Genomic DNA, 12,524 nt, shown 5'->3' with positions numbered 1-12,524 from the left:
TCAACGCAAAAGCAACCCGATGAGAGTGGCGGCGCTTCAAGGCTCATCACCGCGATAGGGACGCAATTGCACAAGCTTGATGCCCACGCCAGGCATGACTTCCTGCTCGCTTACCCAGATGAAACCATCGGACGGATCCACCCAGTAGCGGTTGTTGGCGCGGTTGCGGGAAGCGCTCGTCGAGACCGCTTCGGTAACCAGTACCACATGGCGCGAGACACCAAGAATGTCGACGCGGTTCTCGCCGGATAGCTTCAGTTCGGCGTGCACTGGCACGCCATAGCGATAGCCGGGAGACCAGTCATCGGTGCGCTCGTAAGCCGTCGGCGCCGTGAGCTTTTGCAACCCACGTGCAAAGGGATCGTCGCCGTGATCGATCCGGCTGCGGTCGAGGTTCTGTGGCAATCCCATGGTTTGCACCACGCGACCGTGCTCCAACACCAAAGCAACGCCGTCCGCCCCATACCAGTACTGGCGGCTACCCACGACATTGCCCAGGATCAGAATGGCGTTGCCACGAGCGGTAATCGCCTGCAGCTGAAAATAAGGCTTCGCTTGCACTTGCTCGGCCGTGGGCGCCAGCTTGGCCGAGCCTCGCCAGGCGAGGCGCACGGTGTCGATGGTGGAATACGAAAGGCTGCTGCAGCCAACGAGAAGGGAGCCGGTCGCCGCGCAACCGGCGAGCAGCAGTGCAGGCCAACGCCAGCGCATGGCGCTGGATCGCCCCCCAAGCGCCAACCCGCCTCGTCCGCCCTGACAGGCTTGCCGTAACATCAGCGGTCGAGATTGTATGTTGCGCTTGCCGCGTTGCTGATGATGCCCGTCATCGGCAGCAGCTGCGACAAGAAGCGGTTCCAGCGAGTCACGCCCGCGGGGCCCACGAACACCACATCGCCCGGCTTCACCTTGAACTGGTCGGCGAGAACGAAGGCTTCAGGCGATCGCGCGTTCAGCTGATAGATCGTGCCTCTGACATTCTCCAGATCCGCGATGCCGCGGATGACGTAAACCGCGTTGCCGTTGGAGGTGGTTGGATTGAGGCCGCCAGCTCGGCCAAGCGCCTGAGTAAGCGTCACATCGGTCGTCTTGAAGGTGAGCGTCATCGGGCGATTCACCTCGCCGATGACATAGGCCTCGTGGCGATCGTTGTACGGCAGGAACAGGCGATCGCCCGGCTTGAGGTAAATGTCGCGCGCGATCGACTTGCTGGTGTTCAACGCGTCGAGATCGATGGGGTAATCACGACCATCGCGCGAAAGCACCAGACCGGAGAGATCCGCCTGCTCGGTATTGATGATGGCTATGCCAAGGGCTTGAGCCAGCGTGGTGGGAATGGCGGTGATCGGCTGCGGTTCGGTTTTGACGAACGCTCCCAGCACGGTGATCCGCTGGCTGCCGTAACCGATCACGCTGACATCGACCTGCGGATCTTCCACGTACTTGGCCAGCTTGTTGCTGATCGCCTTGCGCAGCTCTTCGATGGTCATGCCGGACACCTGCAATTCGCCCACATAGGGGTAGAACAGCGTGCCGTCCGAACGAACCAGACGGCCATTGGCAAGCGTCTGTTGTTGAGAGCCGGCGGGCGAGGTCAGTTCAGCGTGATCCCATACGGTGATGTAGAGCGTATCGCCGGCACCAATGCGATAGGGTTCCGGCGTATAGGCGAACAGTTCCGGCGCATTGATCGCTGCCGACTTCGCAGCTTTGTCCATCGCCAGCATTTTGGGTGTGATCGGCACGATGTCGACACGACTGTATTCGTCGTCGCGGCCCACTGAGCTGCTCGTGGAAAGGTACTGGCCCGGTGCCAAAGCGCAGCCTTGCAGAAGCAAGATAGAGACGGCGAGCGCCGCGGCAGAACGTAGATTCATGAGTGTGTCGCGTATCGAATAGGGGGTTGGCGCGTGCCCGCTTCAGCGGCATGGCTGCTTGACGGTGCTATTGGCGCAGCGACACACGACTTCTTGGATGGATCCCGAAGGCCGGTGAAGAACCAGGTGAAGTAGACACAATTTCTCTGATGAATTGAATAAGAGAAGTCGTAGCCGAAGCTGGTCTGAAATGGCTCCCGTGGATAGCAAGTTTCGGGAGCGAAGCAAGCGCTTATTGAAGCGTCGCCTATCTCGTTGGGCTGCTTGAAAAAGGCATTAGAAGGCCACTTTGATCTTCAAGCATCGTGCATCGATGCGGTAAAAAAACACACGTCATGCGATCGGTTTGGAGCATGCGACGTTGCGTTCATGTTCATCGATCGGCGCTGCTTTTCGGATTCGTCCGATGGTGACGAAGCGGACTAGGGCGCAGACTCATCGGCCGTTATCTGAGTTACCTCCCAATATCGTTGCGCTACTCGAATAGTTGGTGGCTGTGTTCAAGCGGATCTTGATCGTCTGTGTCGGAAATATCTGCCGTAGCCCCACGGCCGAATACATGTTCCGTCACCGCCTCTCCTTCGAGGGCACGTCTGTCCAAAGCGCCGGTCTCGGCGCGTTGGTGGGCAAACGCATGGACCCGTTGGCGCTGGAAATTCTTGGCGAAAACGGCATCGAAGGCGAAGGGCACCGCGCGCGGCAAGTTACATCGTCGATGTTGCGGGATGCCGGCCTGGTGCTGGCGATGGAGCAGGGGCACGTTGCGAGTCTGATGCGTATGGCGCCCGAAGCCAGCGGCAAGATGATGTTGCTGGATCGCTGGGAGCAGCGTGGCGACATCCCCGATCCCTATCGCCTGGGGCGCGAAGCCTTCGAGTACGTGTATCAGCGTATCGATCGAGCCGTAGAAAGCTGGATACCGCACCTACAGGCGCGCTGATCTGTCTGCCCGCAGCAGGCGATGAGCGCTGATGGGTGAGCTGAACGGATTTTTGAAGCGAAGCACGAACCAATTACCGCAGTAGATCCTGGATTACCGAGCATGGCTGTACCGGAAACCACCACGCCGCAAGACGATGCAGTCGACTTGCGGGAGCTGCTTGGAACGTTGGTCGATCACAAGTGGCTTATAGGCATCGTCACCAGCATGTTCCTCATGCTTGGTGTCGGCTATGCCGTGCTCGGCACGCCGATCTACCAGGCCGACGCGCTGGTGCAGGTGGAACAAAAGGTGCCAAGTCTGCCGGGTCTGAGTGCGATCACCCAGACGCTCGGTGCTTCGAGCTCAGAGTCGACCACCGAGATCGCTCTCATCACCTCGCGCTCGGTCATCGGCAAAGCGGTGGACGAGCTTGGCCTGCAGATTGAAGCGGCGCCCTATCACTTACCGATCTTCGGTGCCTGGCTTGCACGTCATTTCGTTGCGGCCTCGAGTATGGATGAAGCGTCTCCGCCAATCGGCATGAGCAGATACGACTGGGGTGGATCCAAGCTTGATATCTTCCAGATGAAGGTGCCGGCTTCGCTGGAGGAGAAGGAACTCTTGCTCGTTGCGGGCGAGCAAGGCGGCTATTCGCTCTACTTCGACGGCGAGGTGATGCTGACCGGCGGGGTGGGCCATCTCGCCAGCGGCCATGGCATCTCCATCCAGGTGCGCGAGCTTCGGGCCAATCCTGGCACGCATTTCAAAGTGGTTCACCACACGGCCCTGGCCGTCATCAACCGATTGCAGATAGACATCAACGCTGCGGAGCAGGGCAAGGAATCGGGCATCATTCAACTGTCGTACGAACACGAGAACCCCGACCTGGCCGTGCGGCTGCTCGACCATGTCACCCAGGCGTACGTAAAGCAGAACGTCGACCGCAATTCGGCGGAAGCCGCCAGCAGCCTTGCCTTCGTTCGCGAGCAACTGCCGCGCATCCGGCTGGATCTCGATAAGGCGCAAAGCGCTCTCAATGCCTTTCAAACCAAGGCACGTTCGGTCGACATCACGCTTCAGACCAAGGGTCTGCTCGACCAGGCCGTGGCCATCGAGACGAGCATCCAGCAGTTGCGCATGCAGCAGGCCGACATGGAGCGCCGGTTCACGGCGGCGCACCCGGCGTACAAAGCCTTGTTGGAGCAGATCGGCCAGCTTCAGGCGCAAAAGGGCGGCATCGACAAACAGGTCGGCGGCTTGCCCGATACGCAGCAGGAACTGTTGCGACTGACGCGTGACGTCGAGGTGCTCAATGCCACCTACACCGGCCTGCTTAATCAGGCGCAACAGCTCGACATCGCACGCGCTGGCACCGTGGGCAATGTCCGCGTGATCGATCCTGCAGCCGTGGATGTGTCAAAGCCGGCCAAGCCAAAGAAGGCGCTGCTGGTGCTTGGCAGCATATTTCTCGGTGCCTTCCTGGCGGTGGGCTTCGTACTGCTGCGGCAGATGCTCAGGCGCGGTGTGGAAGACCCGTCTGCCATCGAGCAGCTTGGCCTGGCCGTGTATGCATCGATTCCGAACAGCGTGGCGGAGAAGCAAAGCTTCCTGCATGGCCGGCGTTCACACGCCGACCTTACCCAGCGGCTGCTCGCGGTCAATGCGCCAGCCGACCTGGCCGTCGAGGCGTTGCGCAGTTTGCGCACCAGCCTCCACTTCGCGCGCATCGAGGCGAAGAACAATGTCCTGATGATCTCCGGCGCGAGCCCGGGAGCAGGCAAGACGTTCGTTGCCTCCAATCTGGCCGCTGTGATTGCCAAGGGTGGCATGCGGGTGCTGCTCATCGATGGCGACCTCCGTAAAGGCGCACTGCACACCGCCGTCGGCGGACGCCCCGACCGGGGCCTCTCGGAATTGATCGCCGGCCGGATCTCGGTCGAAGAGGCCGTGCGTCAGGTGCCGGATGTCCAAGGCTTGTACTTCATGGCACGTGGCAAGGCGCCGCCGAACCCCTCGGAACTTCTGATGCACGCCCGCTTCGCCGATCTGCTCGAGGCGATCAAGCCGCAGTATGACCTGGTGATCATCGATACACCGCCGATCCTGGCGGTCACCGACGCCGCGATCATGGGCCATCACGTCGGCACCAGCCTGCTGGTGATCCGTTTCGGTCTTAACCAGGCGCGCGAGATCGCACTGGCCAAGCAGCGCTTCGAGCAGAACGGCGTGCAGATCAAGGGCGCGGTTTTCAATGCCGTCGAACGTCGTAGTACCGGTTACTACTCGTATGGCTACTACGAGTATCGAAGCAGTCCAGGCTGAGCGACGTCCGGTGAGGGGCACTTTAGACACAAGGCTGCGCCAACCGATGTTCGGTTGGCCGACGCTGGCCGCGAGGCCGGGACGGGTCGAGCAACCCGCCCTGGCTTGTGCGATTGACGTGAACAGTTACATGGACGGAGCGTGGTGATGTTTTCCATTCCAGGCTTTCCGCAGCTGAGGCGGGCAGAGTCGCAGTTTCTCTCGAAGCACGCTGCAGTCTTGGACATCGCCCTGCGCATCGGCGATGTGCTGACGATCATCATGGCTGCACTCGCGATCCACCGGATTGAGCTCGGCCATTTCGAAGTAAGCGTGCGCTACTCCTACGGCCTGATCCAGACGGTGCTGCTCGCACTGGTGATCTTTCCCGCAGTAGGGATCTATCGCGGCTGGCGAGGCGAACGCCGCCTGCTGGAGATTGGCCGCCTGTGGGGCGCCTGGACTGCCGTCATCGTCGTTCTGCTCGTGACGGCCTGGGCGCTGAAGACCACGGAAACCCATTCGCGCATCGCATCGGGTGCATGGTTTGTTGCCGCCGGCCTCATGCTTACCCTCGAGCGGCTGATCTTGCGCCGGGTGCTCGGGAGCATCCGTGCTCGTGGCGTAGACGTACGCCGTGTCCTGCTTGTCGGCGGAACGCAGGCAGGCCAACGCATCGTCTCGGCGGCCCGAAAGAATGCCTGGATGGGTCTGGAAGTCGTGGGTTACATCAGTACGCCTGCTGACCAGGTGGATATCGTCGACATACCTTGTCTCGGTAGCATGGAAGAATTCGCCGAACAATGCCGCACGCCTGAGTTGGATCAGGTTTGGATTGCATTGCCGATGCGTGCGGAGAACGTCATCAAGCAAGTTCTTCGGCAAACGCTGGATGTTCCGGTCACCGTGCGATTGGTTCCCGATTTCTTCGGCTATGAACTCATCAATCATCACGCGACCCTGCTGGGCGGCGTACCCGTCATTACCCTTCGTGGGAGCCGGGTGGAAGGTCACGCGGGCGTAGCCAAGGCGATCGAAGACCGTTTGGTCGCCAGCGTGCTGCTGGTCCTGCTCGCGCCGCTGATGCTATTGCTGGCGGTAGGCGTGAAACTTAGCTCGCCGGGGCCGGTGATCTATCGCCAGAAGAGGCATGGGTTGGGCGGCAAGGAATTCGACGTCTGGAAGTTTCGCTCCATGCGCGTGCATGACGAACAGTCGGGTACGGTGACCCAGGCAACGCGCACCGACCAGCGCGTGACGCGATTTGGCCGGTTCCTCCGCTCATCGAGCCTGGATGAGCTGCCCCAGCTCTTCAACGTGCTCAAGGGCGACATGTCCGTTGTCGGCCCGCGGCCGCACGCCATCGAACACAACAGGCAATTCGGCGAGCGCCTCAACGGCTACATGCAACGAAACGGCGTGAAGCCAGGGATCACGGGCTTGGCGCAGGTCAAGGGCTTTCGCGGCGAGACCGAAACGCTGGAAAAGATGAGCCAGCGCGTCGAATGCGACATCCAATACATCAAGACGTGGTCGGTCTGGCTCGATCTGCTGATCCTGATCCGCACGCCGCTGGCCGTTTTGATCGGCAAGGGCGCGTACTGAGGTGGGCCTTGCGTGCGCATCTCGCGACCGCTCCCCTTCCAAAGCCCCGTAAGACAGGGGCGATCCATACCCGGCTCGCCCCGACAGTGAGAGAAACGCGTGTCACAATCTTCCCATCGAGTAGCGACCAATACCGCGCTCCTCTATCTGCGTACCGTGCTAAACATCGGCGTTCAGATAGTGGCGACGCGCGTTCTGTTGCGCTCGTTGGGGGTGGTGGATTTCGGCATCTTCTCCGTCGTTGCCGGTGTCGTCGTGTTGCTGTCGTTTCTGAATGCCGCGATGACCTCGGCCACGCAACGATTTCTTTCGTTCCATCAGGGCCGTGACGATTTGCCGGCTCAGCAGCGCGTCTTTGCCGCGAGCATATGTCTGCATCTGCTTCTGGCCGTCGCCGTGGTGCTGCTTTTGCTGGCGTTCTCGGGTGTCGTCGTGCAGCACGTCCTGCACATACCCGTGGCGCGAATGGAGGCGGCCCGCTTTGCGTTTGTCTGCATGTCTCTGGCCGTTTTCTCGACCATCGTCGTCGTGCCTTTTACGGCGAGCATCAACGCACATGAGGACATGATGACCATCCTCACTGTCGGAATAACGGAGATCCTGCTCAAGCTGGTGGCGGCGTTCTCGATCCTGTGGTTCGAAGCGGATCACCTGAAAGTCTACGCTTGCGGCATGGCCGCCGTCGCATTCATCACCAATGGCCAGTGCCTTGTTCACGCGATACGCAAGTATCCAGAGTGTGTGTTTCGCAGCGTGCTACGACCGACTACACAAGACCTCAAGGAGATCGGGTCGTTCGCGGGCTGGAATCTCTTTGGCACGCTTTCGCATCTTGGGCGTGTGCAGGGCCTTGCCGTGATCCTGAACGTGTTCTTTGGTCCGGCCATGAACGCCGCTTATGGCGTTGCCAATCAAGTGACCGGTCAGATGAACATGTTCTCGAGCATGATGATGCGCGCCATCAACCCGCAGATCATGAAGAGCGAAGGTGGGCGCGATCGGGACCGGATGCTCGATCTGTCCGTCCGGGCGAGCAAATTCGGTTTGCTTCTGCTCGGCGCGGTGGCAGTGCCACTCATGTTCGAGATGCCGTCCCTGCTGCGGCTATGGCTTGGGCATGCGCCCGTGGAAACAGCCATGTTCTGCAACCTGCTGCTGGTCGGCCTGATGATCAATCAGTCCACGACGGGGCTGCAGTCGGCGGTCCAGGCCACCGGCGACATCAAGCGATATGAAATCGAAGTGGGGGGCATTCTTCTGCTTAATCTTCCCATTGCCTACGTCATGCTCCGGCTGGGTGCGCCGTACTACACCATACTCATCAGCTATGTTGGGGTGGAGCTGGCGGCCGGTCTTCTCAAGTTGCGGTTCGCGCTTCGGCTCGCCGGCTTGAGGCCCGCGGCCTTTGCGGCAAACGTCTATGGAAAGGCCATGCTGCCCATTGCGGCAACGGCGCTATCGGGTGCGACGATGTCAGGCCTGCTTCGCCCTGAAGGCTTCTGGGGAATGTTGCTGTCGTTGGCATGCATGGAATGCGTCTACCTCACATCCACATACTTCCTGGCGCTGGCGCGGGATGAACGAGCCTGGATGAATGGCTTCCTTCGTCAATTGCTTGGCCGCGCCCGGCGCGAAAAGGCGATTGCCTGAAATGGACCGTCTTCCGTCGACTCCGTTGAGCCTCGTGGCTTTGGTGGATATGCATGAATAAGACGAAATTATGCTTCACCGCAGTGATCTGCAGCTTTGAAAACGCGGGACGCGAAAAGCGCCTCCAGCAAGTCATCGCCAATTTGCAGCGGCAGAGAGATATCACGCTGCAGATCGTGCTGGTCTGGAAAGGCTTCGATCGACGCCAGGTGCCTTTTTTCGACGGAGTGACGGTGATCGGCGTGCCATTCTGCGGATCCTCGGAAGCGCGAAACATCGGCGCCTCCCGGGCCAGCGGAGACATCATCTGTTTCCTTGACGACGATACCTTTCCTGTCGGCGACGATTTCTTCGTTCGCGCTGCGAACGAGCTCGACCTGCGCAAGCTCGACTTCCTGACGTGCAACATCAGCTCATCGGGCGCCGTCATGGCGGGGCAGGGTGTAAGCGCGGATGTAAAGCTCGTCGATGCAGGCCTCATAGGCAACATGTGGGAGCCCGGGCTGGTCGTCAGACGCGAAGCGTTTGCAAAGGTTGGCTTCGATCCCACATTGGGGATCTCATGCGTCCACGGTTCCAGCGAAGGCCTCGACTATGGCTGCCGTCTCGTGCAGGCGGGCTTTCGCGGCCAGAGGGTCGCGGCGCTTCTCATCGACCATCCGCCGCTGGATCTTAGTGATGGCCGGGCCGAGGACAGGACGTTCTTCTATTCGCTGGGCAATGGCAGTGTGCTGGTTCAACATCGTATGTACGCTGTCTACTTCAGACAGATCGCCAAGGCAGGCGGAAAACTTCTGCTGGCGACGGCCACCTTCGATCGCACGTCGCTCAAGCTCGCATTCATCCGGCTGATGTGCCTGATGCTCGGCCCCATGCTTCCACGGCAGAGCGCTCGGATACTTCCTCGCACAGGGAGCGGTGCGTTCGTCGGCATGGTGCAGGTTGACGATGTTGCCGCAACAGAAGGCACCGCCAGCAGCGACGTGGCCTCGCCCCGGGCCGAGGCGGAAAGTTGAACACGATGCCGCACCCTTCGAGTGAAAGGACCGTTATTCCCTTCATGGGCATCGCGTTCTGCGGGCTCTCGCTCGAGCAAATATCGGAGTTGTTGCTCAACGACCCGCCACGCGGAGCGAGCCTGGCGGTGACCTGCAACATGGACCATGCGCGGGAGTTGAGCATCAATCCCGACTTTCGCGCCGCGTATCGATCGGCAAGTATCGTGACCATGGATGGCAAGCCGCTGCAGGTATACGCGCGCCTCTGGGCCGGGTTGACGGTGCCGCATGTCACTGGTGCGGACATGTTTCTCCGGATGTTCAAGGGCCTTGATCCCGCGCGTCATCGCCCCTTCTTCGTGGCGAGCACGGACGAGGTCGGTTCGGCCATCGTGGCGGCACTCGTCGCAAGAGGGTTCGATCCCGATGGTTGCGGCTACGCTGTTCCCCCGCCGGGCTTCGAGCGCGATGCGGCTGGAACCACGGCATTGATCGAGGCGATCAATCTGCACCGGCCGACGCAGGTGTTCTTTGGCGTGGGCGCACCGAAATCCGAGATCTGGATCTGGCAGCATGCGAGCCGCCTGGCGCCTGCCCACTACGCATGTTTCGGGGCTGCGCTGGAATTCCTTGTCGGGACCAAGCGGCGTGCGCCGGGTTGGCTGGGGAGGCTTGGGCTCGAGTGGCTCTGGCGGCTAGCCAGCGAGCCACGAAGGCTTTCACGCCGGTACGCCAATAGCTTCTACTTCTTGTTGTCTCTGCTTCGCAAGAAGCCTACGCAGATCGATCTTCTCAATGAAAACCGCTAGCGGACTTGCCGAGTCGCAGAAGAATCTTCGCCTGCCCTTTGCGGTGGCTATTTTTTGCGCCACCTTCAATTTCGGGCTCGCCGTTCTCAATGCGGTGGCGGGCAGCGTCAATACGACGGTGGTGACGCTGGTGCAGGTTCTGGCGACGTCGATGGTCGTCGCGTGTCTCTTCAAATACCGCGCCCGGGTATCCCTGGGCTACCTCTATGTTGTCGTTGGTGTTGCGAGTTCCTGGGTCATGGTCTCCGCGTACAAGGGAAGTCACGACCTTTCAGGCCTATATGGCGCCGTTTCGGTACCGATCTTCGTCATCTTTGGAACGCTGTTTCGGCCATTTCCCACGCGCTGGTTGATGCGGTTCGTGCTGGTGGTGCTGGCCATCGCCATCTTCGAAACAGTCTTGCCCAACCTGTACGTCGCCATCGCCAATCCGCTTTCCTACTACCGCGCAACGCGAGCGTGGGTGGCAGCTCAGCAGGCTGCCGACAGCGATGGCCTCTATGTCGGAGCGATTCGAGCCGGAGGCTCGGTGTTCTCGTTCTTCAATCACCATCGTGCGGGAAGCATCTTTCTCGAGCCGCTTTCCCTCGGCTATTTCGCGTCCATCTCCTTCATCCTTTTCTCAGTCCTCTACCGTGGGCAGGGAAGACGTCTGTTCTCGGCATTTTGTGCGTGTGTCCTGATGTCGCTGTTGGCGGATACCCGGATATCGACGCTGATCATTGTCTTGACCATGGCGCTCATGGTCGTTCGGCGGCCTCCGGCTATCGCGACATGGACGATGATCGCGGTCGTCTACGTTGGCGGCTACCTGGCGTACCAGTGGATCGGCAAGTGGGGCGGAGATCTGGCCTATCGCCTCTCGCTGAGTTACGAGTCGTTCGCAAATGCCTCCTTCGGCCAGTGGCTTGCCGGCGACCTGCGAGTCCTGACGCTCGGCGACTCTGGCCTGGTGTCCATGCTGGGCAACTATGGTCTCATCGGGTTTGCGCTGTTCATGGTGGCTGCGCTCAACCTGCTGGATATCGCCTGGCTGCGAAGCTCGCATGCGCCGGTGGCGATTGCCTTGTACTTCTGCGTTGCGTCGCTCTTCGGTTCAGCGATGCTCTCCATCAAGACCTCCATATTTCTCGGTATCGCAGTGGGTGCGCTGGGGAAATTGCCAAGCCGGTCGATTAGCCATGCATAGCCATCCCCCAGCACGCCTGCCGACACTAACGATCGTGTGGCATGAAGCAGGCAACGAAAACTACAACGATCGCTACGTTTCGCTGCGTGACTGCTTCAACCTGGAGGTCCTTGGACCGAATCGATTTATGGGTAAGGCCTTCGGCAGATCCGCCGATCCATCGGTGTCTCTGCTGCCGTCGTTCTTTACCGGCCATTGGCTCACCTATCTTTCATTGCCGGTGCTATGGCGCATATGGCGTCGTCCGCCGAGCGTGTTGCACATCCATCAAGAGCCGCACTCGCTGATGGCGTTTTTCGCGTGCCTGTTTTGCCGGTCGAAGAGTGTTTTCCTGGAGTCGTCTGTCATCAACTCGAAGGGAAACCTGCGTGGATGGAACGTTTTGGAGCGGTGGGTCTACCGTCGCGTGGATTGCGTGCTCCCCAAGAATCCCGAAGTGGCTGAGGTTCTGGTTTCGCGTGGCTGCCCCAGGGACAAGATCACGGCACCTATCGGCAATGGTGTTTCAAGGCAATCGTATGCGCCCATGGACCGGGCCGAAGCCCGCCGGTATATGGCTGCCAAATTTGGTGTGGATGTCGGTGGCGAACCGGGTCGGCTCTGCCTGGGCTATGCGGGTCGGATATGGGAGGCGAAAGGACTTCGCCTGTTGGCCGACCTCAAGCGGCAGACCAACGTCGACGTATGGGTGTGCGGAGAAGTGAGGGACCAGGCCCTGCGAGACGACTTGCTCGCCTCGGGTGTGCAGTGTTTTCCAGCGCTCAAGAAGGCTGATCTGCGCTGCTTCTACAGCGCGCTCGATATCTTCGTGCTACCCAGCCTGCCTACTCCGGGGTGGCGGGAGCAGTTTGGGCGTGTTTGTGCGGAATCTATCTATTGCGGCACGGTAGCCATCGGTTCGCGTGTGGGCGGCATTCCCATGGTTGTCGGTGAGGCGCAGACATTTACAGCGGGCAGCATCGATGAAGCCATGCATCTTGTTGAGGCATTGACCGACAAGGGCGCGCGAGATCGCTGCCTGGCGTGGCAACAAGGGCATATCGAAAAGCACTTCTCCTGGGATGCCATAGCAAGACAGATGCAGGGGTTCCACACTGCACAATGCATGGATGGAGTTGGATGATGGCCGGCTTCCCGCAGGCAACTCTTGGCTTGCCTGATAAATTGGATGAGGGA

At 60.2% G+C, this 12,524-nt stretch carries 10 protein-coding genes; 8 read left to right on the top strand and 2 right to left on the bottom strand.

The features are described 5' to 3' along the window. Positions 1–36: 36 nt before the first annotated feature. Together ISP20_RS16725 and ISP20_RS16720 are read right to left on the bottom strand one after the other, a co-directional pair. On the bottom strand, positions 37–711 hold the full coding sequence (locus ISP20_RS16725) for a YjbF family lipoprotein (protein WP_204637237.1): 675 nt from the start codon (positions 709–711) through the stop codon (positions 37–39). A 62-nt stretch (positions 712–773) separates the two neighbouring features. Further along, the gene (locus ISP20_RS16720) at positions 774–1,778 is read right to left on the bottom strand and encodes a polysaccharide biosynthesis/export family protein (RefSeq protein ID WP_338031024.1); all 1,005 of its coding nucleotides are present in this window, start codon (positions 1,776–1,778) and stop codon (positions 774–776) included. A gap of 586 nt (positions 1,779–2,364) precedes the next feature. Between ISP20_RS16720 and ISP20_RS16715 the strand changes: the two genes are divergently transcribed. The 8 genes from ISP20_RS16715 (at position 2,365) to ISP20_RS16680 (ending at position 12,471) form a co-directional block, all read left to right on the top strand. After that, entirely contained in the window at positions 2,365–2,814 is a 450-nt protein-coding gene (locus ISP20_RS16715; protein ID WP_338031023.1) for a low molecular weight protein-tyrosine-phosphatase, read from the top strand. A gap of 102 nt (positions 2,815–2,916) precedes the next feature. Then, complete coding sequence (locus tag ISP20_RS16710; protein WP_204637235.1) at positions 2,917–5,118, top strand: polysaccharide biosynthesis tyrosine autokinase; 2,202 nt, start codon at positions 2,917–2,919, stop codon at positions 5,116–5,118. 147 nt (positions 5,119–5,265) lie between these two features. Next, positions 5,266–6,702 (top strand): undecaprenyl-phosphate glucose phosphotransferase, encoded by a 1,437-nt coding sequence (locus ISP20_RS16705; protein WP_204637234.1) that lies wholly within the window; start codon positions 5,266–5,268, stop codon positions 6,700–6,702. A 99-nt stretch (positions 6,703–6,801) separates the two neighbouring features. After that, entirely contained in the window at positions 6,802–8,352 is a 1,551-nt protein-coding gene (locus ISP20_RS16700) for a lipopolysaccharide biosynthesis protein (RefSeq protein WP_204637233.1), read from the top strand. A gap of 53 nt (positions 8,353–8,405) precedes the next feature. Beyond that, positions 8,406–9,368 (top strand): glycosyltransferase family 2 protein, encoded by a 963-nt coding sequence (locus ISP20_RS16695; RefSeq protein WP_204637232.1) that lies wholly within the window; start codon positions 8,406–8,408, stop codon positions 9,366–9,368. A 44-nt stretch (positions 9,369–9,412) separates the two neighbouring features. Next, positions 9,413–10,159 (top strand): WecB/TagA/CpsF family glycosyltransferase, encoded by a 747-nt coding sequence (locus tag ISP20_RS16690; protein ID WP_204637231.1) that lies wholly within the window; start codon positions 9,413–9,415, stop codon positions 10,157–10,159. After that, positions 10,146–11,348 carry a hypothetical protein gene (locus tag ISP20_RS16685; RefSeq protein WP_204637230.1) on the top strand — a complete coding sequence of 401 codons (1,203 nt, stop codon included), beginning with the start codon at positions 10,146–10,148 and terminating at the stop codon, positions 11,346–11,348. Before ISP20_RS16690 ends, ISP20_RS16685 begins: the two co-directional genes overlap by 14 nt. Beyond that, positions 11,341–12,471, top strand: a complete 1,131-nt coding sequence (locus tag ISP20_RS16680; protein ID WP_204637229.1) for a glycosyltransferase family 4 protein — start codon at positions 11,341–11,343, stop codon at positions 12,469–12,471. The genes ISP20_RS16685 and ISP20_RS16680 overlap by 8 nt, the downstream gene beginning before the upstream one ends. Positions 12,472–12,524: the final 53 nt, after the last annotated feature.

The organism is Dyella kyungheensis (assembly GCF_016905005.1).
Taxonomy (GTDB): domain Bacteria; phylum Pseudomonadota; class Gammaproteobacteria; order Xanthomonadales; family Rhodanobacteraceae; genus Dyella; species Dyella kyungheensis.
Note: the sequence above shows the minus strand (reverse complement) of the source record. Positions and strands in the feature narration are given on the sequence as shown.

Bases quoted from the DNA above. Each gene is read 5' to 3' on its own strand.
- ISP20_RS16680 (WP_204637229.1), top strand. From the start codon at position 11,341: ATGCATAGCCATCCCCCAGCACGCCTGCCGACACTAACGATCGTGTGG.
- ISP20_RS16695 (WP_204637232.1), top strand. From the start codon at position 8,406: ATGAATAAGACGAAATTATGCTTCACCGCAGTGATCTGCAGCTTTGAA.
- ISP20_RS16710 (WP_204637235.1), top strand. From the start codon at position 2,917: ATGGCTGTACCGGAAACCACCACGCCGCAAGACGATGCAGTCGACTTG.
- ISP20_RS16690 (WP_204637231.1), top strand. From the start codon at position 9,413: ATGGGCATCGCGTTCTGCGGGCTCTCGCTCGAGCAAATATCGGAGTTG.
- ISP20_RS16725 (WP_204637237.1), bottom strand. From the start codon at position 711: ATGCGCTGGCGTTGGCCTGCACTGCTGCTCGCCGGTTGCGCGGCGACC.
- ISP20_RS16705 (WP_204637234.1), top strand. From the start codon at position 5,266: ATGTTTTCCATTCCAGGCTTTCCGCAGCTGAGGCGGGCAGAGTCGCAG.
- ISP20_RS16685 (WP_204637230.1), top strand. From the start codon at position 10,146: ATGAAAACCGCTAGCGGACTTGCCGAGTCGCAGAAGAATCTTCGCCTG.